Below are 26997 nucleotides of genomic sequence, written 5' to 3'. Positions count from 1 at the left end.
TCATCTCAGGGAGAAATATGCCGGGATATTTCGAACAAGTTGCATTTGGCGGCGCAGAATTTGCCGAGAATCCGGAGCCGCGATGCCCTTGTCTTTTGTTGCTGGACACTTCTCACTCGATGAGCGGACGTCCCATCGAGGAGTTGAATAACGGCCTCGCGACCTTTCGCGACGAATTGAATTCGGATGCTTTGGCGGCCAAGCGGGTGGAAGTCGCGCTCGTCACGTTCGGCCCGGTCGAGATACGCAGCGATTTCAGCACCGTGACCGGTTTCTACCCACCCCATCTTGGCCCTTCGGGGGCTACTCCCATGGGGGAGGCGATCGAACGCGGCATCGAAATGTTGCGCGCTCGCAAGAACGAGTATCGGTCGCACGGCATCAGCTATTTTCGGCCCTGGATCTTCATGATCACGGATGGGGAGCCGACAGACGAATGGCGCCGTGCCGCCGATCTGATCCGTACGGGCGAGGACCGAAAGGAGTTCATGTTCTATCCGGTGGGAGTCGAGAATGCGGATATGAACATCCTGGCGGAGTTGTCGGTCCGCGCACCGCTCAAACTCAAGGGGCTGGCCTTTCGCGAACTGTTCGCCTGGCTGTCAAGCTCGTTGGGATCGGTTTCGCGCTCCAATGTCGACGACAGTGTTCCACTACAAAATCCCACGGCTCCCGACGGTTGGGCGATCGCGGGCTAAGTGGGCGTTTGGACTTGGGCGGCGGCAGGCGTCCGCGGCACCTCGCATGCCAAGACCGGAACACGGTGCCAGGACGCGCACGCGGTCGCTGCCGTGGGCGAGAGCCTTTGCGCCATGGTCTCCGACGGCGCCGGAAGTGCGAGCTATGGTGGCCAAGGTGCTCAACTGGTCTGCCGGACCTTGATGCGTCATGCCCGTGTGCATTTCGAGCGAAGCCGGGACGCTCCAAGCGACGACGTGGTCTGGAGCTGGATCGACGATACGCGCGACCGCATTGGCCTGGCGGCCGAAGTGCGTGGCTTGGTGCCACGCGATTTCTCTGCAACTCTCGTGGCAGTGCTCATCGGCGAAAAGGAGACCAGCATCATTCAAGTCGGTGACGGCGTGGCTGCCCTTCTAGGTGATTTTGGGGGCGGCTGGTCCGTTCCGCTCTGGCCGGCGCACGGAGAATATGCCTCGGCGACCTATTTTGTGACTGATGATTCTCAACCTCAAGTGCGGATCGAGCGTGTCGCCGATCCCATCAATGCGATTGCTTTGATGAGCGATGGGCTTGAACGTCTAGCGCTGAACTTCTCCTGCAAAATTCCGCATGACCCATTCTTCAACGGGATGATCGCGCCATTGCGGTCATCGACGGGGGACGGGCGCGACGCAGCTCTGTCGCGGGCATTGGCCGCGTATCTCGACGGCGACACCGTCAACGCGCGCACCGACGATGACAAGAGCCTCATATTGGCCGTTCGCCGATGACAAGGCCGTTGATATTCAGGTCAGACGGTTCTCCGCTCGCTGTCGCTGACCCGATTGGCTGTGGTGGCGAGGGAATTGTCTACGCCGTCGCCAACGACAACAAGGTCGCCGTCAAGATCTACACCGGCGGCGGCGCGGAGCGCCGTGATAAGATCGTGGCAATGGTCGCCGCACGTCTCTTCGAGCGAACCCCGCTCGCGGCCTTTCCAATCGAGATTGTTCGCAACAAGGGCGGCGATTTTGCAGGTTTCGTCATGCGGCGCATCAGCGGCCATAAGCCGCTGTTCCAGCTCTATGCGCCCGGCGAGCGCAAAGCGAATTTTCCAGCCGCGACTTATTCGTTCCTGGTCCAGAGCGCGCTTAATTTTGCAAAAGCGGTGGGTGCCGTTCATGCAACCGGCTGCATCATCGGCGACATCAATCATAGCGGGGTCCTGATCGCCGACAATGCGCTGGTAGTCGACGGTGAGCCGTGCGATAGCACCGAAATTGCGTGCCATGATCGCATCGAGATAGGTGACCCGCGGTGCGCATCTGCTCTATGATCTAACGCGACATCTAACGAGCTGGACGGAGATCTTTCGGCATTTGCCGGAAGGCGCCGTCCATCGCACGCCACCCGATCGGCCGGAATATCCTGGAACTGTGCCGCACGCCGCCGCGCAAGCCTTGGGAAGCGTCCTGGCGACGGTCGTGATGTCCAACCGGATTGACGAAGGCGTCAAACAAACCCTTCACGATGTGACGATCGGCACCATCAAGCATTTCCATCCGGACGACGGGGAAGTTTCGCAAATGCGCGCATTTCTGATCGACGCGCTGTTGCGGGGCGGGCACCGCCGGCCAAACCGGCGGTACTTCGCCAAGCTATCGGAGCTTCTCGACATGTTCGAGCTGCTTGTCGACAATATCCTACAAAACGCATTGAAGTTTGCCGACAGTGGTTCGACCGTTTCGATCTCGCTCCGGCACGATAATTCCGATGTCCTGCTCGAGGTCGCCAATCGTGGTCCGGAAGTACCCGCTGATCTGCGCGACCAGATATTCGAGCGCGGTGTGACGAAGGGAGGGCATGGCCTCGGCCTCTATGTCGTCCGGATGGTGGCACGCCGCCATGGCGGAGATGCCTGGTCGACTGAAGAACCAAGTGGATTCAGGCTCATTGTGCGGTTGCCGCGAGCTGAAGCGTGTGTGAGTGGCGTTGAGTCTGTAATTTGACTGCTCACCAGATTTGCGTACATTTCGTTGAGGCGCCGCCGCCAGTGCCCGAAGTCCTGCATCCGGTACACCCGCTGCCGGCGGATATTGTCGGCAAACGTTGGTCCGAATCGCTTCCACCACAGCGCCACTGTCACTTGCAGGTGAATGTCGCTCGATATCGGTCGTCCCTGACTACGTCGAAAGATAGCCGGTTCAGATCGTAGGATTTTCCTTCGAACATTGTGGTAAGCTTGGTGCCGCGATAAGCAACCGGCACATCGCCGATCGTGAGAAATGCAAAATAAACCTCGCCGGAAACCAGCTGCGCGCGCGCGCCATTGAGTCCAAGGTCGCGTTCGATCCCGTCCGGCAGCCTGGTCCTGACAGTCTGCCAGCCATAATGGTCCTGGAATCGCAGCAGTAGAGTGATCGGCTCGCCGCATTGGTTGACCAAGCCTAGCGCTCGCGGCTCTTCCACCGAATCCATTGGACCATCAAGCGCAAGGTCGCCGTTCTGGGTCAGGCGATCGAATGGGACGTAGCCGACGCCGGTCTGCTTCTCCATCATCACTTCAGCCCAACCCTTGGTGAACGTACCTGCACCGGTGACGCCCGCGACCTCGAGTTTCTGCCCGGTTGCGAGTGACCATGCAGCATTGGTCATTTGTGGCGATGAATCGTTCGGAGCCTGGAGTGGCGTCAGCGCCTCGAGAGTGTACCAGGTGCCGGCTTGTGCGGCGTCCAGTACAGGGCGCTGGGTCTCAGATAGATTCAGCATCGAGACAAAATTGCCGGTAAATGGACCCTGCTTAATTTTCAGCCAACGATAATTGGCGTTGCTTTCGGCCGGAACCACCACGCCGACCAGTTCAGCACCACGCTCCAGTCGCCCGACTTCGACGGAACCGGAATTGGCCTTCGCTCGCACCGCGATCTGGCGCACGGCGTAAAAAGTCTCCTCGACGAGGCCAGCGTCAGGGTCCACTGCCGCTGCGACGGTGTTCGACTCGTTCGATCCCTTAGTGTTGGCGACCGGGGAGTCGGATGCGCAGCCGCGCATCGCGATCATGCTCACCACCAGAGCCGCGATGAGCCAGCCGAAAATCTTCCGCAAGCTGGGCGCCGGATCGGTCGGCGTGCGACTTCGGATTGGACCTGTGGAGGCGGGTAGCGGCTGCCTCGTCTCCGGATTTGCCGCATCCTCGGGCGTCACGATCACGTCCGGTGCGATTGTTTCGGCAGTGGATACAGGCTGTGATGATTTGCCTCCATTCGCCGGGTCCTCAGGAGCGTGGGGCTTCTCCTCGCTTGCAGTGGTGCCCAGCCCAAGCATTTCCCGTAGCAGCGGATGTTCGCCAGCCGCCATCCGTAGCCGTTCACCATCCTCACCATAAGCGACGATTGGCGTTTCAGCTCGGACCTGTCCCTTCTCGATCGCGCGTTGGCATGCGGCCTCGGTGCGCAGGAATTCAGGGAACCCGTTCGCTTCGTAACTGATAGGCTTCATAGGCATGCCGCCCGATTGCGCCGCCGTGCGGGGCCGCGCCCTTGCCCCGAGTGTGAGGGCACAGGGGCGGGCGGTCTCATTGGTCCGCGAGCCGCTCGCGTCGCGCCCGCGATACGGTCACGATGCCCTCCTCATAAACCGTCCGCACGCAGGCAATGTCGCGGCATTCGCTCGCGACAGACCGGTATTCGGCGAGCGGCCGGACCGTCACGCGCAATTGTCGCGCGGCATCCAGCGAAGCGGCGAGCCGCGCCTCATATCCGCGCAGGTCGGGCGACTGGCAGTAAAAGCGTTCGAGGCCCGATCGCGCCGCGCGGCAGCTTTCCCGACCGGACGGCGGAGGCGGCACCGGGCGCGTGCGGGGCATGGCGGGGGGCGCGGTCGTCATGGCGGAACCCGATGCGGCGGAGGTCGTTGCCGGCACCTGTCCGGGATTCGTCGTGAGCTCCGGCTCCGGCGCCTGCACCGGCTCCAGCTCGGGCGGGGCGTCGCTCCGCGCGGGCGGGGGCGGGCGCGCGGTGATCAGCGCGAAGGCGGGGCGGCGAATGTCATCGGCGGTCCGGATCGTGAACTGGTGCCAGATCTGACCGTCGACGCCGGTCACAAGCCCGGCGAGCAGAAGATGGCTCTCGATCCCGAACCGCGCGACCTCCGCGCTCGAAGGGTCGGGCGCGGCGCGCAGCACGATCGGCGCGGCAAGCGATACCGTGCCCGCGGCGCTGCGGTCGAGCGCGGGTGGCCGTGCTTTGTCGAGGAGCACCGCCGGCAGGAAACGGCCCTGATACTGTCCCTCCACGATCCTGAGCCAGTTTCGGTCATCGGTGGGTTCGACGCTGATCATGCTGCCCTGCACCAAAGTCCCCGATCGCCCGGACATCGGCGCCGGATTAGCGAAGGTGGCGGTGTCGCCGACGATGAAGAGCGATTGCCGCTGGCCGGGCAGAGCGAGATAGCCGAGGCCGAGCAGCGCGGCCGCGACGATCACGACGAGCGGAATGATCCAGCGGGGCAGGGGGTGGGGCTGCGGCGCCGCAACACCGCGATTGTCTGTCCCCGAAGGGCGTTGCGGGAGACGGATGGTGCCGGACCGGTCTTTTGGCGGCTTGCCGCTTTCGTTCGTCCGGGGCTCCTTGGCGTACTCCCCGGCTTGAGCACTCTGCTGCGTGCCGACGGATCCGTCGTCTGTCTCCGCGCCTTCTCCGGTCTCGACCACCACCATGTCATCGACGGCGGGATCGTCTGCTTGCCCATCGTCGCGATCCTGCCCGAACAGCGGCGCGAACTGATCGATCTCGTCGGCGCGCGCCGATTTGCGGTCGCCGTTCGCAAGATCGAGCGTGATGATCGTGGCGGGCGTCAGCAGCCCGCGCTCGACGTCCGTCGCGGCCGCCTCGCATGTCCTCAGAAGCTTGCGTTCTCCGCGCAGCTCATAATGGGCCCGCTGCCACTCCCGGTACATCGCTCCCCCGCCAGTCTGCCCCTCGGCTCGCACCAGTCTCGCTGCCTAGCGAAAACATGTCCGCGATTCATACGCAAAACGCAAACAGCTTCAAAATGGGCCTGATTGGGTCATGCCGGTCCGACGATAGATACTGGACAAGCTTTGCCATCGCCATAAAGATATAGATCGGGTGATGGGGGGATAAATGTGCGGCAAAAGCGCTTTGTCTTTGTTCAGTTGGGTATTGCGATCGCTTGCCTGGGCGGATGCGAGGCCGCGCCCTCTGTAAAGACTGCGGCGCAATGCTTTCCCGAGGCCGCCCAGCCCTGGATCATTTCCGAAAAGCCGAAATCACTCGCTGCGGCGGCGCAGGCGGCCGGCGGCAATGCGACGGTCTATGTCGATCGCTCCGGCAGCATGGTCGGCTATCTCGACGGCGCCAATAATCTCGAGCGCCCGCTGCAGGATCTGATCACGACCCTGCCCGCGACGCTAAGGCTGATGGGCCACAAGAGCGCGTTCCGCTCGTTCGGAACCGCGATCAGCGCACCGCTCGACAACGGCGCGGGACTGGCGGGACGCGCTGCGTTCACCTGTGCGCCGGGCGCTGCGGGTTCGTGCGACAACAAGGAGTCCCGGCTCGACGTCGTCCTCGAAGCGGTCAAGTCCAAGGACGAACTGGCGGTCGTCATTTCCGACCTCTGGTTCTCCAACTCGGATATCCAGACGACGGGCATCACCGCGCTTCAGCCGCTGCTCACCGAAATTCTTCTCTCCGGCCGCGTCGTCGCAATCTACGGAATCGATTCGCCGTTCGCCGGCAAGATTTACGATCTCCCGCAGCCGGGTCTCGGTGCTACCACCATGGCTTATGTCGGGCGCCATCCGCTCTATATGCTCGTCATCGGTTCCAAGGCGTCGGTGGTGGAGTTCGGTGACAAGCTGGCCGGCTCAGGTCCGAAGTTCCTGGCGACGGGGCTTGCCGCCGGGACGGTCCGGCGGGCGCTGTTCGCGATCGATCCTGGCCAGCAGGTCCGCGCGGATAAGGCGCCCCTGTCGCTCGGCAAACATCCACGGTTGCGTCCAGACTATCTGCCGCTCCCGCAGGGCGTGGAGATCCAGCGTTTCGCGCTGACCCGTGGCTTGCCAGAGAAACGTGGCGCGGCGGCGCCGGACCTGCCGCAATGGACGGGGCCCAAGTCGAGCGATTTCCTGAAGGATGTCGTCTGGAGCGGCCCTACCGAAAGCAGGACGCGGATCTGGCTGCGCAACGACGAGAATTGCACGAAGAGTTCCTGGCTCAGCCGCAGCGAGAGCGATCTGGGCTGGTCGGCAGCGCGCGAGGGGCAGCGGCGATTCTCGCTCGACCCGGCACGGCTGGTATCGGCCTTTTCGAGCAAGGGTGTCTATCTCGTCGTGGGAGAGGTTCGGCGGACCTCGGTCTCCCAGCCCAACCCGGCATCGGCCTGGATGCGGGGTGACTGGAATCTCGAACCCGAACAGGCACAATCAGTCGCGCAGGCAAGGCCCCGCGTCTTTCCTACGCTCAATCTGAGCGAGTTCGGCAGGATCATGGAAGGCGCGCTGGCTGCCGCCGCGCAGAAGAAGGACCAGCCGATCGCGGGCTTCGCGACACTGGTGAAGGTCGAGGATTGATTTTGCGCGCGCCCGCGCGCGCGATGGGGAGAGTGGATTCGATGGCGGAACAACGGGGCACGACGGGGGCATGGATCATCCGGTCGGGCAAGGCATTCGTGATCCATGCGCTGGTGGGCTTGGTCGTCGCGGGCATTGCCTATTGGATGACCATGGGCTTCGACGCGGCGAGCCAGAAGACCCAGGCCGATTATGATCCCGAATCCGTGGCGATCCTGCTGGCGACCGCGCGCGTCAAGCTCTGGAGCTGGTACGCGGTCTCGTTCTTGGTATCCTGGGTGGCCGCGACGATCTTCCTCCTCGTGACGAACACCATGTATGCGCGCAATCGCGTCGAGGGGCGGGCGCGTCTGGCCGCTTGGGTGCTGCTCCTGCTCGTCGTTCTGGGCATCGCGCTCTTTTTCTGGTGGCGCCTGCTCGCGCTGCAGGAGGTGGGGACCGTGATCCTGCCCGGCAATTACTCGACCGCGCTGGGTGCCGGCTTCATCGGGGTCATCCTGGCCTATTGGCTCGCAAGCGCGATGACGGTGACCATCACCATGCGTCCCTCGGTCCCGCTTTCGGATCGTCTCCCCACCGTCTGGAACTAAATCATGGCACAAGACGACGTCCATATCCTGATCGGTGTTGGCGGCACCGGCGCGAAGGTGGTCGAGGCCGCGCTCGTCCTGATGGCGGCGGGGGTGGGACCGCAAAAGGTCCATGTCGGGCTGGTCGATCAGGACCAGTCGAACGGCAATGTCGAGCGGACGCGTTCGCTGCTCGACGGCCTGCAGCGGCTGCGTCAGCTCTGGGGCCGCGAATCCGATGTCAATTTCATCGACTGGAAATCGACGGACGATGCGATGCCGTTCGGCTCGATCGAGATCTCGCCGCTCTTCGCGGAGACGCAGAATGCGCTCTGGTGTCCCGAGCGCGACGAAACCACGCTGCGGACGATCATCGGGGCCAATCTAGACGGCGACCGCCGGAATCTATTCGACATGTTGTTCATGCGTGGCCCCGAGGAACAGGATCTCCCGCTCGGCAAGGGATATCGGGGGCGCGCCCATGTCGGTGCCACAGCCCTGGTCTCCGCGATCCTCGAGACCGAAAGCCTCCTGCTCAAGCGCCTGCGCGAGCTCATGGAGGACCCCGGCGGCAACCGGATCCGCATCTTCATTGTCGGTTCCGCCTTTGGCGGGACCGGTGCCGCCGGTTTCCCGACACTGGCGCGCGCGCTGCACAGGTTGCGCAACAGCCAAGGCTTCAGGAACCAGGGGAAGGTTACGATTGGCGGCATGCTGATGCTACCCTATTTCAGCTTCAATGACGAGGATGGCGATGGCCATGCCGTGGTCGCGCCCGATGAACTTCTTCCCAAGGCGAAGCTCGCGCTCGAATATTACGACAATCTATTCGAGCATGAACAGGCGTTCGACACATTCTACGCGCTGGGCTGGGAGCGGTTGATCCCGCTGGGCTATCACCAGGCGGGTGCTGCGGAACAGTCCAATCCTGCGCTCGCGCCTGAACTGTTCGCCGCCACCGCGGTGATCGACTTCATGAGCGGCGAAGCAACCGAAGCGATGCGCGGCACACGCGTGCTCGTCTCCGCGCGCGAGGATCAGGGTATCAAATGGCGCGGCATGCCCGATGGCGGGATTATCGAGCAGCGGCTGGGACAGCTGATTCGGTTCGCGGTCTATTGGCGCTACATCGCCGAGCGGATGATCGACGAGAAGACTTCGCTGCTACGCGGCAAGAACTGGATCCAGAAGCTGACCAAGGGCGCAAAGGCGATCGAGTCCGAGAATGAGCTGAACGCATTGCGCAGTGTGCTCGATCGTATCCTGCTATGGGCGGCTACAGTGCAGAAGACCAGCGATAGGCAATGGGCGCAGGGACCTTGGAATCTCAGCCGCTTCGTGCGCGAGACCGGGAGTCCGACGGAACCGGTCAGCCTCGTTAGCTCGCTCGGCGAGGACGCGATCTATGACGGGTTCGACGAATTGATCCGCGTCGACAGCGGGGAATATGCCCCGCGCGCAGGTCATGACCTGCACCATGACCTCACCGCGGGGCGGATCGAGGTCAGGAACGGCTCGAAGGGGCTGGGCATTGCCGTCAACACGGTCGCGAAGGCCGCCAGCCTGAAGGGTAGGGGATAATCGATGGCAATCTGGAACCTGCCCGACTTTGGCGAAAATGCGCCGTTTCCCGCGGCTTCGTCGCCTGGACACTGGAAATTGTCCGATGGCACGTTGCAGAATCTTGGCACGTCGCTCAAGCTCAGTTCGAAGACCTCGGGCGATCCGCATGAACCGATCCGGGCGATTCCCGATCCATGGGCGCAGGCGCGCACCTTCGCGGAAGCACTGATCGCCGGCCGCAACGGCCATTCGCTTCATGCCGAGGCGCTTGGCCAATGGCGCGGGCTGCTCGCGCTGTTCGCGCTGCGCGACCTCTATGCGAAGGATTATGACATCGTCCCGCGCAGCATCGCGCTGGCGGAAGAGAAACTGTTCGATCGCGTGCTTGCGCATCTCTCGCCGCAGGTGGCGATCGGTGACGATGTTGCCTTGTGGGCGCGGCCGGTGATATTCATGATGAGCGACGACGGGCGCTCCGAGCGCGCGATCGCGATGGGCAATCCCGCCTGCCTCGTCTCACCTGGGCGCCTGACGCCCGATCTCTCGCTCGAATCCGTACCATGGTATCGCGAGGGTTTGCGCGACCCTCTCAAATGCGGTCTGCCCGTCACCCAACTTTTCCTGCTGTCCGCCTGGCTGCGTGAGCTCCATGCCGCGCTTGCCTCGACGACCGGGCGTGTCGCGGACAGCATCCGCCAGTTGCTGCTCGACTATGCCGGCGAATGCGACGCGGCGACTGGCCGGCTCGCGCTGACCGCCAATGTCGGTGCGACACTGTACGCCGAGTTGCCGCGGCCATATTCGCTGCTGTTCGCCACCGCGTCGCTCGCGCCGATCAGCGATGGGTCGACCACATCCCAGACACGCCTCAGACTGGAGGCGGGCCACGATCTCGGTGCGTTCCGGGGCGTGATCCTAGTGGATGAGGCGCTGGCCAAGGACGATCGGTTCGACACGAGGCGCACCTTGGTGTGGGGTACGCGGACGCTCGGCGAATTGCTCGACTCCCCCGCCATTTTCAAGGATGTGGCGGCCGAGGCCGCGTCGCGTGGCTGGTTGCTGGCGACGGGGGACGATCTTTTCACTCCACGCGTCGCGCGGTTCGACAATGGCGCGCTGGTCGCAGGCAACCCGCATGGCATGGAAGATGTCTTGGCGCCGGTGCGGCCGTTGGCGCTGCTCCTCCCGGGTAATATCCGTGACCGCCTGACTGCGCGGTCCGCCCGCGAACGCGTGTCGTTTACGCTGTCGCTGGTCCTTGGAGACGAAGGAGATGCCGGCCGGCCGCTGCAGCTTACCCGTCACTATTCGACCAAACCCGCTCCCGGCGAGAGCCTGCTCGTCGAGGACGAGAACTGGAATTTCTACCACGCGTCGTTGTGGCCGGATTTCAGGTCGCCCGCGTGGAGCAGCTATTTCGCGCGCATCACCTATTCCGAGCAGAAGCGCGGCCATATGGTGCGCCCGACCCTTGCCATGTCGGGTGCGATGATCGCGCAGGATGTCGCCGAGCAATCGACCGCGCAGGGCGCGGTGACGCGCATCTGTGAGCTCAATGCGGGCCGGCCTTTTGCTCAAAGCGCCCGCTGGAAGAACTCGCAAAAACCTGCCAGCCTCGAATATGAGGATGTCCAGTTCTCGACGCTGCCGTTCGAGGCTGTCCTTTATGTCGATGCGTTTGGCGATCGCGTCGATGCGCAGGCCGGCATGGCGCTGGTTAACCTGCCGGTGATCGACGTGCGCGGCAGCGGCGCCGATGTCGCCGTTGATTTCGGCACGACCAACTCAGTCGCCTGTTTCGACAATCGCCAGCCCATCCGGTTTGAACGGCGGCTGCTGCATCCCGTCACGCTGCGCAATCCCGAGGAGCTGGCGCTCATGCTCAGCGATGCGCGGTGGCAGATGACCAAATTCTTCCCGCCCGAACTGCGTCACACCCCGACGCCGACGGTCGCGCTGCAGCGCCTCGCATTTCCGAGCCAGGCCACGCACCATGTCTTCCGCAACGTAATCTATTTCCATTCGCATCAGAAACATGTTGCCAACGCTCCGCTCGACGAGCTCAAGGAATTCCGGCGGCTGAAGGACGATGCGAAATTCAATCTCAAATGGTCGAACGATCCCGAACATGCCGAGGCCGCGACCGACTTCCTGCATCAGTTCGCGCTGATGATCGCCGCCGAGGCGGCCGCCGCTGGGCGCGATCCCAGGCGCCTCAGATGGCGGTTCTCGATTCCGGATTCGCTCGATGGAGAGATGCGGCTCAAATTCCACGACGACCTGAAGCGGATCACCGCGTCAATCTCAACTGACATCGCCTCCAGCGCGGACATATTAAAACCCCTCTATTCCGAGGGTCTGGCGGCGGCCAATTTCATCCTTCAGGGCGACCGCTTTACGCGCGGCTCGATCAACATTGTTTTCGACATCGGCGGTGGGACCACGGACATCACGATCTGGGATATCGGGCAGATAAAGTGGAAAGGCTCGTTCAAGCTGGCCGGTAAGGACTTCTTCACCAGTGCAATCAGCCAGAATCCCGAGATATTGACGCCGATCGGGCTGGGCTTGTGGCATTCGCTTTTCGAGGCGTCGGCGTCCAAGGATGGCCCGGTGCGGATCGAAGACGTGCCCGATCTGGCGGAGATGCTGTTCAGCGGCCCGGCACTGCAGCATGCGATCGACACGCATTGGGATTCACGCCTTCGCGTCGACACCGGCAAGAATCTCCGAATCATCGCGCTTACTTTTCTCGCCGGCCTTGCCTGGCATATGGGCCGCGTCGTGCGCCAGCTTGTAGCCGATGGCCGGTTGCGTGAGGATCAACTCGTCAATCCGGCCTTCGCGCTATGCGGCCGGGGTGCGGGCATCTTCAAGAAGATGCATGCCGAACGCGACGCCGATGCGGAAAGCGAGGTGACTCGGGCACTCAGCGTGTTCTCAATAAGTGCCGCGATCGACGGCCTGCCGCGACCGCAGCTCTTCACCACCGCGGATGCCAAGCTTGAGGTCATTCGCGGCATGATCGGTGACGAGGGCCGTGTCGATATCAGCGCGGCGAGCGGCAAGGCGGATGCCGAAACCTTCACGCTGGGTGGTGTCGGACTGTTTCTGGAAAACGAGGTAACCATTGATGCGGCTGCCAAGCTCGAGCGGAGTGCGGTAATCGAGAGGGTTCGCGAGGTCGATCTGCGCGAGATTGAGGCCATGCTCGCGGCTTTGCTCGAGGTTGCCAATATCCAGATCGATCTCAAGACCGATAGCAAGCAGGGCACGCTGAGCGCGATGAGCGCCGAAGTGATCGACGCGATCAACAGCTTACTGGAAAAGCCCGACCAACGACTCGCGCTCGAATCGCCTTATGTGACCGCGCTCAGGAGCCTGATCGGCATAATGGCGTCGCCCTCTAAGGAGCGTAATGGGAAGCTCAGCATGGATTTCTATTGATGCGCAGGCTCATCCTTCAGCTGCTTGCCATGTCGCTGGCGGCGATGCCGCTCGGCGTAGCAGGCGCTCAAAATCAGTCGAACGAAGCGAGATCGGTCGCGCAAGATGTGGCGCCTGCGCGTATACCGGACGCCGAGCAGAATGATGCGCGGCTGCTCGCGCCCGATGGTCTGGACAGCCGTCAGGGTCAACTCGTGGAAATGCCGGAACGTCTCTCCGGCCCTCGCGACGACTTCACACCGATCGCCGCCGGAGGAGGGTGGCTATACTGGCTGACGCTGATTGGCGCGCCGTTCATTGCGGCAATTTTGACTTCAATCGCGATATTCGTCGCGATGCGCGCGCCGCAACGGGCGCTCGAACAGGCGGTGGTCGATCTCGACAGGCGCATCGGCGACCTCAATGTAAGGATCGACGTACTGGCGGATCGTTTCCGAGCGGCCGAGACTTGGCGCGAACAGTCGCCACAACTGAGCACTGGGCGAGCCGGGCGTGAAGACTCGGGCGCATCTCGCCGGGGATCGTGGCTCCATGAATCCGTCGACGATTCCCATCGCGGTGCCGTAGAGCCACGGCCGGGACTGGACGACTGGACGAAGCGATCGGCCGCGGCGTCCAAGCTGCCACTCGCCGCCGTGCCGGACCGGCTGCCCGAACTGCGCGAAGCGCTTTCGCGCCTTGCGCGCGACCCGGGTATGCGCGTCAGCGATTATGACGCGCTTGTGACCAGGTTCGGTACGCTTTTCGGTGTCGTACTTGCAGCCGACGCGCGCAGCGCTACCCTGCTGGCGCAGGCGAGCGACCCAAACCGGCGCCTCAATGCGCTCAGGTTGGCCGACGACCGTCGTGTGGCGCTCATTCCGAGCAGTAAATATCTCAAGGATTTCTCCATGACCTATAAGGAGAGCCTTGAGGCAGGCGCTGATGTGAAGGCGATCTACGACTGCCGTGACGACGGGACGGGTATTCTTCAGATCGACCAGCTGGCCTGGGGCATGCTTGCCGACGACACCCGTCTAGATGGGATCGTCCGTGGAGTGCTGAGCGGCTATATCCGCTAGGACTAATTCGAGCCTCCGAGGAAAACGGCATCACCCGGATTGCAACCGGATACCCGACAAGGGAGTGTTCCGGCTAGCAGCGAGGTGCTTGTGCTAATTCACAGCCACGCCGTCCCGGCCGGCCAATCGCCCCCTGTCCGCCGGGGACGATATCCCGATGGATAGACGCCGCATCCCGATGACCGCAAGTCATGTCGGCCGATGTGAAGCCGCCAGGGCTTTGGCGAAGAGACGGGGATAAATTGCTTCCGCTTGATGCCCTTCCTTCAGCGCGGCGCGGGCAATTCCCGATGCCGCTGCCAGTGCGGCGCCGGGCGAGACTGCCGGTTCGAGCATGGCGGCAAGATAGGCGCCCGCGACCACATCTCCGGCACCGGTCGGATCCGTGATCTCCGAAGCTGCGATTCGCTGATGGCGGTGCGCGTCTATGAGCCGGCTGTCCGCCCCGAAAAGCATCAGGCCATCGGGCGATTTGAGAAGGATTTCGGCGCTCCCTTCGAAGCTGGACCGAATACACCGGGTGAAGTCCGCTGGCGAGACCACCCCATCCCCCCAGAGCATCTCGAACTCTTCCACGTTGACGAAAATGAGTGCCGCAAGATCGAATAGCCGGCGGATCGATTCATCCGTGGCGTGGCGCGCCGCCCAAATTGCGCCCGGATCGACGCTGATCCTGAGTGCCGGGTTGCGGCGCAAGCAGGTGGCGAGGATCGGGACTAGTGCAGCGGGCGCTGCATCATCCAGAAAGGATGTCACATGAATCCATGCGGCGGCTGCAGCCCATCCCACAATGTGCGGGGCTTGGTCCCGCAGTGACTGCGCGGTCCGATCATTTGCGCCGCGCGTCGTGACGAGCGTCCTTTCGCCGTCTATGGTGATCGCCAGACATGCGCCTGGCGCTGTCCCCGACGCGACCGTAACGAACGGCGTCTCGATGATGTGCCGATCGAACCAGTCGGCGAACCCTCGTGCATCCTCGCTATCCCCGATCGTGCCGAGATAGCCCAGATGAAGCTCGGAGTTGATCGCCCTTGCCGCCCGGATCGCGTTGAATGCCGACCCGCCGAGGCGCGTCGATCCGATGTGCGCGTTCAGCACGGTCAGTAATTCGGTGAATATAGTGGGGGCCACCGGTGTCTCGGAGCCCCATCGAAATTGCGCGCGCAACGCTTCGACGAGTCCTCTATGCTCGACCGCATCGACATTTATGTCGGCGATATAGTCGATGTTGAGCGCACCGATGGCGAGGATGTCGAGCGCATTGCGCTGCATATGGGTGTCCTATGCTGCAGCCAGCGTAAAATGATCGTTCGGACCTGCGTTTCTGTCAATCGGGGCTCGCGGATCCGGCCGCGTGCCATTGGCGATAGCGGATCGGATGCCGACCGCTTCTCCACGCTCGGAATCGACAAGCTCGTCGCCCGCTTCACGGACTTGGTGACGCCCGGATATTCTAGCGTCTGCCTTAGAATCCCAAGTCAAACGAAGGGGATTTCGTTTGAAGGTGCACAGCCTGGTTGCTCTCACAATATCGTCGTGATTGGTTATCTGGGGGATAACGCTGTTTGCCGCTGGCATGAGTTATTGCCGCCTTTTAGATCAGCACAATGAGCATCATCGGAACGAGGGTCGAGGAGACAGGCGCCTTGCTGCGCGGGGACGAGGGATTCATGCTGAGGCGCGATATCGGAGGTCGCTGGATGCTGGATCTGCATCGCGTCGCATCCGATTTTGCTGAGCAGCGTGTCCGCATCTCAGGGGTGGTCGTGGCCGATGGGCTGATCGATGTTGACGCTGTGGCGCCTGACGACTGATCCCCGAATTTTCTTGGCAAGCTTCCGACATTCCATTCGACTTCGGCTGCAATTCGAGCATTGGTGGCTGCATTGAACGGCGGCCGAGAGGGCTGTGTGCCCTGACCGATGGCGATCGGCAGGGCTGTGGGTGGTGGGAGCGGCGCGTTGCCGCTCCGGACACCGGAGAAAACCCACATGACGAAGATCCGACTGAACGACATGCAGCTGGTGCTGCTGGCGAGTGCGGCCCAGCGCGAGGACGGCAACCTGATGCCGCTGCCCGAGAGTATCGTTGATCAGGCCGACCGCGCGAAGAAGGCGGTCGAGCAACTCATCAGGAAAGGCCTGGTTGCGGAGTTGCCCGACGCCACCAAGGCGAGCGCCTGGCGCGAGGATGGCGACACCCGGTTCGGCGCCATCATCACCGATGCGGGCCGCGCCGCCATCAACGCCGAGCAGCAGGATGGAGAGAGCGGCTCGGAACAGGTGCTGCCGAAGCAGCCCCAGCTAGAACCCGCCCCGCGCGTGACCAAGCGCAGCCTGCTGATCGACCTGCTCAAACGCGAAGGCGGCGCCACCCTCGATGAGATGATTGCCGCCACCGGCTGGCTCCCTCACACCACCCGCGCCGCCATGACCGGCCTGCGTAAAGGCGGCATGGATGTGACCAGCGACAAGGTGGACGGCACCCGCCGCTACCGCATTGCCGAGGCCGGCTGATGCGGGTCTCGCTCGACGCGCAACTGGCTGCGCTGGCGACCTTGTCGCTGGCGCGGCTGCGTGTCCGCTGGACCGAGGTCGCAGACGGCCCGATCCCGCGCGTCAGCGCGGGGCTGCTGCGGCTGGCCATCGCCTATGCGCTGCAGGAGAAAGTCCATGGCGGCCTGTCGCGCAAGACCAGCCAGCGGCTGGATCAGATCGCTGTGGCGAAGACACGCACCGCAGATGCCCAACCCGGCATGCGGCTGGTCCGCGAATGGCAGGGCAAGCTCCATGTCGTCACCATCGGCGAGGATGGTGTTATCATGTGGAACGAGAAGCACTGGCGCTCCTTGAGCGAGGTCGCCCGCGCGATCACCGGCACCCGCTGGTCGGGACCGGCCTTTTTCGGCCTCAAGCAGAAGCAGAAGAGGCAGGCGGCATGAAACAGCGCTGCGCCATCTATACCCGCAAATCGAGCGAGGAGGGGCTGGAACAGGACTTCAACTCACTCCATGCCCAGCGTGAGGCGTGCGCGGCCTATGTGATGAGCCAGGCCAGCGAGGGCTGGTCGCTTGTCGACGATATTTATGACGATGGCGGCATCTCGGGCGGCACGCTCGACCGTCCCGCGCTCCAGCGGCTGCTCGCCGATATTCAGGCAGGCAGGATCGATATCGTCGTGGTCTACAAGGTCGACCGGCTCACCCGTTCGCTGCTCGACTTCGCCAAGCTCGTCGAAGCCTTCGACAGAGCCGGCACCAGCTTCGTCTCGGTCACCCAGTCGTTCAACACCACCACCAGCATGGGGAGGCTCACCCTCAACATGCTGCTCTCCTTCGCCCAGTTCGAGCGAGAAGTGACCGCCGAGCGTATCCGCGACAAGATCGCCGCCTCCAAGGCCAGGGGCATGTGGATGGGGGGCACGCCACCACTGGGCTATCAACCCGATGGCCGCACCCTCGCTATCGTCGAGGATCATGCGGCTCTCGTGCGCGATATCTACAGGCGCTATCTCGAGATCGGCAATGTCCGGCTGGTGGCGGAGGCACTCGATCGCGAGACCATCCTCTCGCCGATCCGCGCGCGGAAATCGGGCGCCACCTTCGGCGGGTGCCGGTTCACCCGGGGACAGATCTACGCGATCCTCTCCAATCCCATCTATATCGGCGAGATCCGGCACCGGGGGAAATCCCATACCGGCCAGCACCCGCCGCTCATCGAGCGCGATCTATGGGACGCGGTACAGGCGAAGCTTGCCGACAATGTCAGGGGCAAGCGCAGGATCAGGCAGGCCAGTCCCAGCATCCTCGCCGGCAGGATCGTCGATGAGGCAGGGGACCCGCTGGTGGCGGCCCATGCGCGCAAGAACAACGTCAGCTATCGCTATTATGTGAGCCGGGCGCTTCAGCATGGTGGTCAAACAGCCAGGATCAGCAACCATGGTCTGCGCATCCCGGCGCGTGAGATCGAGGCGCTGGTCGTAAACGAAGTGAAATCCCTGTTCGCCGATCCGCTCAACCTCATGGCGAGGCTCAAAGTCGATATCGCGCCGCATCGGATCGGTGTGATGCAGGAGGCCTGTGCTCAGGTGACGCAGGCGCTCTCGGGCAAGGTGCGGGCCGGGCTGGCGGAACTGCTGATGCAGGTGCGTGTGCTGCCCAGCCGTGTCGAGATCGACGTCGATCCTGTGGCAATCGCGAACCGGCTGGGCATCGAAGCCGATCCCGCCACACCCATGATCATGCTCGGCACCTCGGTGCGGCTGACGCGGACCGGGCGGGTGGTGCAGCTTGTGCAGGACAATGGCGTCGCGGCTAGCGCTGCGCCTACGGACGAGAAGCTGTTGCGGCTGATCGGGCGGGCTCGGCGCTGGTGGCGTGTGTTGCGGCAAGGCGATATGACGATCGATGTGCTGGCGGTGCGGGAAGGCGTGACCGCCTCTTACATGACGCGCGTTGTGAGATTGGCATTTCTGTCGCCGGCGGTGGTCGAGGCGATCATGGCAGGCACTGCCAAGGCCGGCGTGGATGGTGCATCGCTCACTGCTCCCGCGGGCGTGCCTGTCGATTGGGATGGACAGGCCAAGCTGTATCTCGCTGGACGAGCTTAGCGCGGAGCGTGATGTTCGTGCAGGGGCGCTTGTCCCGCATCCAGAGCCGCAGTCAGCATGGCATGCAGCGTGTCCTCCGCGCGCTCGCGTAACCCGGGATCGGCTGACGACAAATCAGTTCGAAGCCATTGGGGCATTTTGGCGATCAGTTCGCGGAGATCTTGGGAAATGCTTTTCTGCATGTCCTCTCCTGCCTGCGTTCGCACGAAAGTTGCAAGTCGGAGGCCAGTGGTTGGGCTCACAACCTAGATCGGGAATCCTAATGCCTGTCGAAGGAATAGGTCGTAATTCGCGATCACCTTGATCTTATCCGTGATCGTGCCTTCATAGGCGCCAAAGACGATGGCTCGACGAACGGCGGACAGGAAGCGCGCTAAATCGTCGACCTGATCGGGGCCATAGCCCCGGATCTCGCCGCTATCGATCGCCGATCGCAATGAGTCGACATATTGAGCATGGCGCCGATCGGCGAAGCTTTTCCAAGCAGTCGGGGTTTCAACTTCTGCCTCGTGCATGATGCGAAAGAAGAAGGGATATTTCTTCTGGTATGAGAAGAATTGCTCGAGCGCGTGATGCTCGCTCTCCAGATAACCCAGCCCCTCGCGCGAGGGCTTGCGCGACCAGTTCTCGAACTGCGCCATAATCCAGATGATTACGTGATCAAGGATATCGTCGCGGGACTTGAAAAACTTGTAGCAATGGCCCTGCGAGATGCCGGCCTCTTCCGCGATCCGCGCAACCGACGCGCCTTTGTATCCGTGTCGGCCGATCACCTGGCACGCAGCCATCATCAGGGTGTCGAACGACTGATGCTCGGCAACGGTGAACGGTTTCTTGGACGTCATGCAGAGCGTCGTGAACGGCGGCTCATGAGATGTCAAATGCGAAGGGGGCGGCCGCAATCGGCCGCCCATCTCCGGTCAGCCGAGCAGCCGTGCCGCGTTGTTCGTGCGCGCAAAGATCGCCTGTTGCTGAGCGGTCAGTTGCTCGGCCGTGGTCGCCGCTGCGCGCAGCACCGCTGTTGCGGCCGCGTCCACCGATCGCCCGGCCGTATCCAGAGCCACGCCATAGGCATCGCGTGCCATGTCCGGGCTGATCCGCTCGTCCAGCACATCGCCCAGCACCGCCTGCGGATCGCGATCGAAGGGATTGCCCAGCCCCGCGCCGCCAGCCGCCAGATGCACTAGCCGGGCGCCGGCCGAGATCGCGATCGGGCCCATCGGCATCACCGGCAAAAGCCGCGCCGCGCCGCCATCTTCCAGCCAAGTGTAGGATGGGCTGCCTGGCAGCCCGCCGCTGGAGGCGACCGGCAAATGATCGCGCCGATCCGAACGGAGCTGCACCAGCCCCTCGTCCGCCAGCATCTCATAGGATCTGACCATGGCCAGACCGCCGCGATATTTGCCGGCGCCGCCGCTGTCCTGCGCAAAGGCATAACTCAGCACGCGCAGCGGCATGCGCGCCTCAATCAGTTCGATCGGCTGGTTGGACAGGTTGGTGCCCGGGCTGGATATCCCATCCACCCCGTCCTTGCCCGATCGGCCACCCCAGCTTCCGAGGATGCCGTCGGTGATGATCCACGCCTTCCCTTCGTCCCACCCACTGAACGAGACGACGGATGGGCCGCCTTCGCCCAGCGCCGGAATGCGACTGCCCGGTATCTTGTTGAGCGCGCCGAACAGCGTGTCGAGCATGCGATATGCGATCACGCCTCTCGCGGCGCAGGCGGCGGGCGCCGTCGGGTTGACGATCGTGCCCAAAGGCGCGCTCACCCGCACCGGGCGCATATAGCCGGCGAAATTTGGAATATCGGCATGGATCGCCGCGCGCAGCGCGACATAGGTCATAGATGTAGTGGTCGGCATCGGACCGTTGATAGCGCCCTGAACCTGGGGGCTCGTGCCGGTCCAGTCCACGTTCACGCTGTCGCCGGCGATGGTGATGCACACTTCGAAGCGGATCGGCCGGGGATCATCGCCCAGCCCGTCGACATAATCGACATAGTCGTAGCGCCCGTCGGGCATCGCGGCGATCTGCTGGCGCATCAGCCGTTCGGCATAGTTGTGCAGTTCGACCAGGAAGCCACGAAACGACGCGCTGCCGTATTTGCGCACGAGTTGCACATAGCCGCGCTCGCACGCGTCTACCGAGGCGATCTGCGCGGAAAGATCGCCCATCAATTCGATCGGTGTGCGCGAATTCGCCTTCAGGAAAGCGATCGTGGTCCCGTTGATCGTGCCCGCGTCGAACAGTTTCACGATCGGGATACGCAGTCCCTCCTGGAAGATCTCGGTCGCTTGCAGGCCCATGCTACCCGGCGCCAGCCCACCGATATCGGAATGATGGACCAACGTTCCGGCGAACCCTTCCAGCGCCCCGTCGATGAACAGCGGCTTGATCAGGAACACGTCGGGCAAATGCATGCCGCCGCCGCCATAGGGATCGTTCACCAGAAAGGCGTCGCCAGGCTTCATGCCGTCCAGATGTTGTTCGACCAGGATGCGCATTACATCGGGGAACGCGCCCAGATGGATTGGATTGGTCAGCCCCTGCGCCACGATCTCGCCATTGCGGTCGCAGATCGCGGTCGAATAATCCATGGAGTCGCGCACGATCGGCGAATAGGCGCTGCGCAGGATCACCAGCGCCATCTCGTCTGCCAGCGAACTGAGCGCATTTTTCACGATTTCCAGCGTGATCGGATCGGATGCGATCATCGGATTTCACTCCCCAGGGTCACGACGATGTTACCGAAGCTGTCGACATGTGCAGTACAGCCGGGCGGAACGACGAAGGTCGAATCATATTCTTCCACGATGAATGGCCCTGGCCGCGCTTGCGCAACCAGATGGCCGCGATTGAAAACCGGGATCTCCTGATGGGGTTCGTCCGGGAAGACCGCGCGCCGCGCGTCATGCGGCGCATCGTTGGGCGCCACCGCCCAATGGTCCATATCGTCAGATTGATCGCGCACCACGCGCATCTTCACGCGGTAGCTGACCAGTTCCACTGGATTGGCGGAATTGGCATGGCCATAGGTGCGTTTATGCTCGGCATGGAAATTGTCGAGCGCAGTGGCGAGCAACGCCGCGCCGTCCTGGCCCGCGGGAACCGGCGTGGTCAGTTCATAGGCTTGGCCCTGATAGCGCAGGTCGGCGAACCATTCGCTTTCCAGCGCCGCGTCCGCATAGCCTTCCGCCAACATCGCATCGCGCGCGCGGCCGTCCAAGCGGTTGAAGCCCGCCAGGAAGCTGTCGCCCGCATCCATCACCAGTAGCCGGAAATCGGTGGCGGTGAATTCATGCTCGATCGCCGAGAACAACAAGCCCATCGCGCTGAATACGCCTGGGCTGGGCGGGATGATCACGGTGCGGATGCCCATGGTGCGGGCGATCTCGTTGGCAATCATCGGGCCGTTGCCGCCGAACGCGAATAGCGCGAAATCGCGCGGATCGCGCCCGCAATAGGTGGAGACCGCCTTCACCGCGCGCGACATCGTGGCCGTGGCGATCGCTTGCACGCCCAGCCCTGCATCTTCGGTGCTCAGCCCCATCGGCTGGGCGACGACCTTGTCCAGCGCCATGCGCGCCCTGGCCGCGTTCAGTCGTACTGCGCCGCCCGCAATCGCATCCTGGTTCAGATAACCCAGCGTAATGAAGGCATCGGTCAGTGTCGGCGTGTCATTGCCCTTGTCGTAGCAGACCGGGCCGGGCACGGACCCCGCGCTTTCCGGGCCCACGGTCAAGAGCCCACCGCCGTCGAAGCCGATCAGGCTGCCGCCGCCCGCGCCGATCTCCGACACGTCGATAAAGGGGAGCTTTACCGAATGGCCGCCGCCCTTCACCAGCTTGCTGGACACGTTGATGCCGGCGCCCACTTCATATTCGGTGGTGCGGGCCGGCTGGCCCGCCTCGATCAGCGCCGCCTTTGCGGTGGTGCCGCCCATATCGACCGTGATCACATCGGGATAGCCGGCCAGATTGGCCATGTAGGCGCCAGCGATCACGCCCGCGGCGGGGCCCGATTCGATGATATAGGCGGGCTTGCGCGACGCGGCGTCGATGCTCATCAGCCCGCCCGCGCTGTTCATGATGCGGATCGGGCAGGAAACGCCAATCTTGCGCAACCGCCCCGACAGTGCATCGAGATATTTCCGAACGATCGGGCCCAGATAGGCGTTCACCACGGTGGTACTGGTGCGTTCATATTCGCGGATCTCGGGCAGCACATCGCACGAGCAGGTCACGAAGATGTCAGGCGGCAGCAGCGCTTCCAGTGCGTCGCGGATCGCCCGTTCGTGAACCGGATTAGCGTAGCTGTTGAGCAGGCAGATCGCGACTGCCTCGAGCCCCTCGGCTACTATGTCTTCAGCGATGGCGCCCAGCGCATCGCTGTCCAGCGGGGTCAGGATCCCGCCATCGGCCAGCACCCGTTCGTCCACCTCATAACGGTGGCGGCGCAGCGCCAGCGGCTTGGGCTTTTCATAATCCAGATCGTACAACCGAGGCACGCGAACACGGCCGATCTCCAGCACATCCCGGAATCCCCGGGTGGTGATCAGCGCGGTGCGCGCGCCCTTGCCTTCCAGCACGGTGTTGGTCGCCACCGTCGTCGCATGGACCAACTCGACGATGGCGTCGGCGGGAATGCCCTCCGCCTCCATTAGTTCGCCAAGGCCGATCACGATCCCGCGCGAGTAATCATCCGGGGTGGAAGATTGCTTGCGTTTGAAGATCTCGCCCGTGGACGACATGATCACGATATCCGTGAACGTCCCCCCGATATCCGCACCTACCCGGTAGCTTCGTTGTTGCGTCATGGCGATTCCTGAAAAGATTTTTGCGATTCGAGCGTGAGCTGTGAATCATCACTCATAGATTCGCTCGCAGAAATCGCGGTCGCACGCAAGAGGGTTTTGGCAGAGAGGTAGCGATGTTATCTAGGAATGGCGGAAATGCGCAGCTTCCAGAAATGAGTTGCGCAACGACAGTGCGTATGACAAATCGGTGTGAGGCATGAGTCATGGCTCACGTCTCACGGCTGTTATGGGAGGATATAGTGCAGGCACTGCTCCAGTCGCGAAAGGACGAGTACGCTGACGGCCGCGGCAACGTCATCGCGATCGACGTGCGCGCCTTCGCCGGTAATGTCGACTGCACCCGCACGCTGATGGCGCCGGGGGCCGCGCTCTATCAGGTCGTGAAAGCCGATGGCTATGGCTTCGGCATCGAGCGGGCGATCCGCCTCGGGCTCGATGCCGGGGTCGATGGCTTCTGCGTCGGCACGATCCAGGAAGCGCTCCGCGCCAAGGCTCTCGCACCCGCCCATCCCATCCTGCTGTTCACGGCCTGTCCACCGGCGCTGCTCGCTGGGGTCGCGTGCCAAGGCGTGATCGTCACGGTCAACAGCGTTGCGGCCTATCAGGCGCTGGACGGGCTGGAAGGCGCCCGCTTCATGATGGAATTCGATTGCGGCTTCGGCCGGTTCGGACTGGACCATGCCGCCTTCGACGCTTTGCTAGCGCGCGAGGGGCAACGCACCCGGCCACGATGCCTGGGTGGCTACACCCATTTCGGCAGTCGTGCCGGCGCGGCATTCGATGAAGGGCTGCGGCGTTTCGACGGCTTCGGCGCGATGCTGCGGGCCGCCTTCGGCGACGATCAGCTGCTGATGGCGGCCGCCAGCCATGGCCTGGTTTGGCGACCCGGCTTGCCCTATCCGGGGGCCCATCCCGGCAGCCTGCTCTATGGCATGGTGCCGGCAGCGGTGGCGCCGGGCTTCGCGCCGGTGCTGCGCAGCGTCACCAGCCCGATCATCCAGGTGAACCGCATCGCTGAGGCGCAAAGCCTGTCGGTGGGCTATGGATCCGGCGTGATGCTGCCGGCCGGCGGCGCGACCGGCGTGTTCCCGTTGGGCTGGAATGACGGCTTGTCCACCGGCGCCGCGCTGGGCAGCGTGCTGGTGCGCGGTCGCCGCGCGCCGGTGATTGCCCGTACCCTGTTCCATTCGATCGTCGATCTGAGCGGCATCGACACGCCGGCGATCGGGGAGGCGGTGACCGTGATCGGCACGCAGGGGGGCGAGCGAATCGGCCTGCACGACGCAGCCGATGCCATGGAGATCGCCGCGACCGAACTGCATTTCCGGCTGGCCGGCGCGATCACGCGCGGCGTTTTCGGAGGTGATCATGAATCATGAAGCACAATTCAAACCGACAATGATAGACAAAGGGAAGGGGTTATGATGACAGATTACATGGGGCATTATCGTGCGAACCTGATCCGGGCCGCATTGGCGGCAAGCGTGGCGCTGGCGCCGATGCTGCTGGCGCGGCCGGCATGGGCGCAGGAGGCTTCGGCGCCCGAGGCGTCCGCGCGGAGCGGCGAGCTTGAAGAGATCGTGGTAACGGGCACGCGCAAAAGCCGGGCGGAAGCGCTGCAGGACGTCGCCGTCTCAGTCTCTGCCTTCACCGGCAGTCAGATAGAATCCAGCCATATCGTCAATCTGGTCGAATTGGGCCGACGCTCGCCGGGCGTGCAACTCGATACGAACGGCACTTTCCCCGCCTCCGCCAATTTCTACATCCGCGGCATTGGCATAAACACCACCAATCCGTCGGACGATCCGACCGTGGGCGTGTTCGTCGATGGCATCTATCAGGGCGTCAACATCGGCGCTCTCACCGATCTGTTCGATCTGGACTCGGTCGAAATCCTGCGTGGCCCGCAAGGCACGCTGTTTGGCCGTAACGTGACGGGCGGCGCCGTGCTGGTGCGCACGCGGCGCCCATCGGGTGAATTCCAGGTGCGCGGCGAACTGGGCTATGCTTCGTTCGACGACAAGTCGGCGAAGATCTCGATCGAGGCGCCGATCGTCAAAGGGGCGCTAAACGGCAAGATTGCGATCCTCTATCGCGATCGTGACGGACTTTTCTCCAACGCGGCTAATCCCCGCAAGCGCATCGCGGCAATGGATAACCTGATCATCCGCCCGGTGCTGGAATGGAAGCCGAACGACGGCGTCACCGTCACGCTGATCGGCGAGGTCGGCAAGCAAACCGACCAGGGTACGCCGATCAAGAACCTGCTGATCAAGGCGCCGGCCGCGAGCATCACCCCGCCGGTGCCGGCCGGCAAGTTCGATCTGGTCACCGATTTCTACACCCATACCGAAACCCAGTGGCGGCAAGTGACCGGCGAGGCCGTGTTCGATGTGGGCAGCGGCAGGATCACCGCCAATGCCGGCTATCGCAAGCTGAAGGTGGACAATCAGGCCGAGCTGGACGGCACTGCGGCCCCCTTGTTCCACTTCGTCGATCCCACCGGGCTGCGGCAGGAGCAACTGGTCGGCGAGATCGTCTATGCCGGCGAGATCGGATCGCGCATCGATCTGACGGTCGGCGCCAACATCTTCCACCAGACGATCGACTATAAGGAAGCGCGCGTCATCACCAGCAATACCGGCCGCAGCACGCCAAGCGGCCGCGGCCTGCTGAACCACACGGCGGGCGGCGTGTTCGCTCAGGCCGACTGGCGCTTCATCGATCGCTTCACCCTGACGCTCGGCGGGCGCTACACGATCGAACGTAAACATGCCCGGGTCGCCAATTTCGGCCAGTGCAACGCGACGGTCACAGTGTGCAATATCGGTACCGACGACAGCACCAGCTGGCGCGACTTCACCCCGAAAGCGGCGCTGAAATTCCAGCCGACCGACGATCTGACCCTTTACGCGTCCTATACGCGCGGCTTCCGTTCGGGCGGCTATAACCTGCGCAACTCGATCGGCCCGGCAGGCCCTTATGATCCGGAAAATGTCGATGCCTATGAACTGGGCATCAAGAGCGAGTGGCTCGACCGGCATGTCCGCGCCAACCTGTCGCTCTATCGCAACGACTTCCGCAACCTGCAGCGCCAGGTGCTCGACGATCAGGCACGGCAACGCACGATCAACGCGGCCAGCGCACGCATCCAAGGTGTCGAGGCGGATCTGGTGGTGGTGCCCGTGGACGGTCTCTCGCTGAGCGGCAGCTTGGCCTATACCGATGCCAAATACGGCGAATATAACGGCCTGGATCTGACCGGGGACGGCATTCCGGATCCGGCGCTGGCGCGCAATCTGAAGCTCACCAGGGTGCCCAAATGGGTCTATTCGCTCGCCGCCGCCTATGAAACGGCGATCGGATCCGCAGGAAGCATCAATGCCCAGATCGCCTTCGATCACACCGCCGAACGGGCCGGCAATGATGCGAATACCTTCTTCTTCGCGCCTTACGGCTTGTTGAGCGCCAATCTGGGCTTCACCACTGCCGACAGGAAATATCGCATCTCGCTGTACGCCAAGAACCTGACGAACAAGATCTTCTATTCGTCCGGGACCGATATCGGCACGTTCCGGGCGGCCTATCTTGGTGCCCCCCGCACCATCGGCGTGACATTCGGTTTCCAATTCTGACAGATAGGCGGGTGGCCGGCCGCACGGCCGCCGCCCGCCA

At 63.1% G+C, this 26997-nt stretch carries 22 protein-coding genes; 15 read left to right on the top strand and 7 right to left on the bottom strand.

The genetic code is table 11. The features are described from left to right. Positions 1-17 precede the first annotated feature (17 nt). The 4 genes from K7G82_RS24720 to K7G82_RS30245 are packed head-to-tail and all read left to right on the top strand — an operon-like array spanning position 18 to position 2669. On the top strand, positions 18-698 hold the full coding sequence (locus tag K7G82_RS24720; RefSeq protein WP_222992631.1) for a vWA domain-containing protein: 681 nt from the start codon (positions 18-20) through the stop codon (positions 696-698). Further along, a complete protein-coding gene (locus tag K7G82_RS24715; RefSeq protein WP_222992630.1) occupies positions 699-1451 on the top strand; it encodes a PP2C family serine/threonine-protein phosphatase in 753 nt (250 codons plus the stop codon). Continuing rightward, positions 1448-1996 (top strand): hypothetical protein, encoded by a 549-nt coding sequence (locus K7G82_RS24710; protein ID WP_222992629.1) that lies wholly within the window; start codon positions 1448-1450, stop codon positions 1994-1996. The genes K7G82_RS24715 and K7G82_RS24710 overlap by 4 nt, the downstream gene beginning before the upstream one ends. Further along, on the top strand, positions 1968-2669 hold the full coding sequence (locus tag K7G82_RS30245; protein ID WP_222992628.1) for a sensor histidine kinase: 702 nt from the start codon (positions 1968-1970) through the stop codon (positions 2667-2669). The genes K7G82_RS24710 and K7G82_RS30245 overlap by 29 nt, the downstream gene beginning before the upstream one ends. Before the next feature lie 133 nt (positions 2670-2802). On the opposite strand, the gene K7G82_RS24700 is transcribed toward K7G82_RS30245, so the two are convergent. Continuing rightward, entirely contained in the window at positions 2803-4158 is a 1356-nt protein-coding gene (locus K7G82_RS24700) for a hypothetical protein (protein ID WP_222992627.1), read from the bottom strand. Between the two features lie 76 nt (positions 4159-4234). Beyond that, positions 4235-5617, bottom strand: coding sequence for a hypothetical protein (locus K7G82_RS24695; RefSeq protein WP_222992626.1), 1383 nt, complete (start codon positions 5615-5617; stop codon positions 4235-4237). A gap of 189 nt (positions 5618-5806) precedes the next feature. Here K7G82_RS24695 and K7G82_RS24690 point away from each other — a divergent pair, with 189 nt between their 5' ends. From K7G82_RS24690 to K7G82_RS24670, 5 genes are read left to right on the top strand one after another with little or no spacing between them, the layout of a single operon-like run. Continuing rightward, a complete protein-coding gene (locus K7G82_RS24690; protein ID WP_222992625.1) occupies positions 5807-7255 on the top strand; it encodes a hypothetical protein in 1449 nt (482 codons plus the stop codon). Between the two features lie 41 nt (positions 7256-7296). After that, positions 7297-7845: a hypothetical protein gene (locus K7G82_RS24685; protein ID WP_222992624.1), complete on the top strand. Its 549-nt coding sequence runs from the start codon at positions 7297-7299 to the stop codon at positions 7843-7845. Positions 7846-7848: 3 nt separating this feature from the next. Continuing rightward, positions 7849-9405, top strand: a complete 1557-nt coding sequence (locus tag K7G82_RS24680; protein ID WP_222992623.1) for an FtsZ/tubulin family protein — start codon at positions 7849-7851, stop codon at positions 9403-9405. A 3-nt stretch (positions 9406-9408) separates the two neighbouring features. After that, entirely contained in the window at positions 9409-12834 is a 3426-nt protein-coding gene (locus K7G82_RS24675; RefSeq protein WP_222992622.1) for an Hsp70 family protein, read from the top strand. Continuing rightward, positions 12834-13895, top strand: coding sequence for a hypothetical protein (locus tag K7G82_RS24670; RefSeq protein WP_222992621.1), 1062 nt, complete (start codon positions 12834-12836; stop codon positions 13893-13895). Before K7G82_RS24675 ends, K7G82_RS24670 begins: the two co-directional genes overlap by 1 nt. Positions 13896-14084: 189 nt before the next feature. On the opposite strand, the gene K7G82_RS24665 is transcribed toward K7G82_RS24670, so the two are convergent. Beyond that, entirely contained in the window at positions 14085-15167 is a 1083-nt protein-coding gene (locus K7G82_RS24665) for a carbohydrate kinase family protein (RefSeq protein WP_222992620.1), read from the bottom strand. A gap of 335 nt (positions 15168-15502) precedes the next feature. Here K7G82_RS24665 and K7G82_RS24660 point away from each other — a divergent pair, with 335 nt between their 5' ends. The 4 genes from K7G82_RS24660 (at position 15503) to K7G82_RS24645 (ending at position 18503) form a co-directional block, all read left to right on the top strand. Further along, positions 15503-15709: a DUF5818 domain-containing protein gene (locus K7G82_RS24660; RefSeq protein ID WP_222992619.1), complete on the top strand. Its 207-nt coding sequence runs from the start codon at positions 15503-15505 to the stop codon at positions 15707-15709. Positions 15710-15886: 177 nt separating this feature from the next. Continuing rightward, positions 15887-16411 carry a DUF3489 domain-containing protein gene (locus K7G82_RS24655; RefSeq protein WP_222992618.1) on the top strand — a complete coding sequence of 175 codons (525 nt, stop codon included), beginning with the start codon at positions 15887-15889 and terminating at the stop codon, positions 16409-16411. Further along, positions 16411-16836: a DUF2924 domain-containing protein gene (locus tag K7G82_RS24650; RefSeq protein ID WP_222992617.1), complete on the top strand. Its 426-nt coding sequence runs from the start codon at positions 16411-16413 to the stop codon at positions 16834-16836. The genes K7G82_RS24655 and K7G82_RS24650 overlap by 1 nt, the downstream gene beginning before the upstream one ends. Continuing rightward, the gene (locus K7G82_RS24645) at positions 16833-18503 is read left to right on the top strand and encodes a recombinase family protein (protein ID WP_222992616.1); all 1671 of its coding nucleotides are present in this window, start codon (positions 16833-16835) and stop codon (positions 18501-18503) included. Before K7G82_RS24650 ends, K7G82_RS24645 begins: the two co-directional genes overlap by 4 nt. Here K7G82_RS24645 and K7G82_RS24640 read toward each other — a convergent pair. The 4 genes from K7G82_RS24640 to K7G82_RS24625 all read right to left on the bottom strand — a co-directional run bounded on the left by K7G82_RS24640 (position 18500) and on the right by K7G82_RS24625 (position 23322). Beyond that, complete coding sequence (locus K7G82_RS24640; protein ID WP_222992615.1) at positions 18500-18685, bottom strand: hypothetical protein; 186 nt, start codon at positions 18683-18685, stop codon at positions 18500-18502. The two genes, K7G82_RS24645 and K7G82_RS24640, sit on opposite strands and share 4 nt — an antisense overlap. Positions 18686-18748: 63 nt before the next feature. Next, a complete protein-coding gene (locus K7G82_RS24635) occupies positions 18749-19348 on the bottom strand; it encodes a TetR/AcrR family transcriptional regulator (RefSeq protein WP_222992614.1) in 600 nt (199 codons plus the stop codon). A 75-nt stretch (positions 19349-19423) separates the two neighbouring features. Further along, on the bottom strand, positions 19424-21220 hold the full coding sequence (locus K7G82_RS24630; protein WP_222992613.1) for a hydantoinase B/oxoprolinase family protein: 1797 nt from the start codon (positions 21218-21220) through the stop codon (positions 19424-19426). Further along, positions 21217-23322, bottom strand: a complete 2106-nt coding sequence (locus K7G82_RS24625) for a hydantoinase/oxoprolinase family protein (protein ID WP_222992612.1) — start codon at positions 23320-23322, stop codon at positions 21217-21219. Before K7G82_RS24625 ends, K7G82_RS24630 begins: the two co-directional genes overlap by 4 nt. 203 nt (positions 23323-23525) lie before the next feature. Between K7G82_RS24625 and K7G82_RS24620 the strand changes: the two genes are divergently transcribed. Both K7G82_RS24620 and K7G82_RS24615 read left to right on the top strand, forming a co-directional pair. After that, on the top strand, positions 23526-24701 hold the full coding sequence (locus tag K7G82_RS24620; protein WP_222992611.1) for an alanine racemase: 1176 nt from the start codon (positions 23526-23528) through the stop codon (positions 24699-24701). A 42-nt stretch (positions 24702-24743) separates the two neighbouring features. Beyond that, positions 24744-26957, top strand: coding sequence for a TonB-dependent receptor (locus K7G82_RS24615; protein WP_222992610.1), 2214 nt, complete (start codon positions 24744-24746; stop codon positions 26955-26957). The last annotated feature ends 40 nt before the right edge of the window (positions 26958-26997 follow it).

Origin of the sequence: Sphingomonas colocasiae, assembly GCF_019880585.1 — a bacterium.
GTDB classification, from domain to species: domain Bacteria; phylum Pseudomonadota; class Alphaproteobacteria; order Sphingomonadales; family Sphingomonadaceae; genus Sphingobium_A; species Sphingobium_A colocasiae.
The sequence above is the reverse complement of the archived record's forward strand: the minus strand, read 5'-3'. Positions and strand labels throughout refer to the sequence as shown.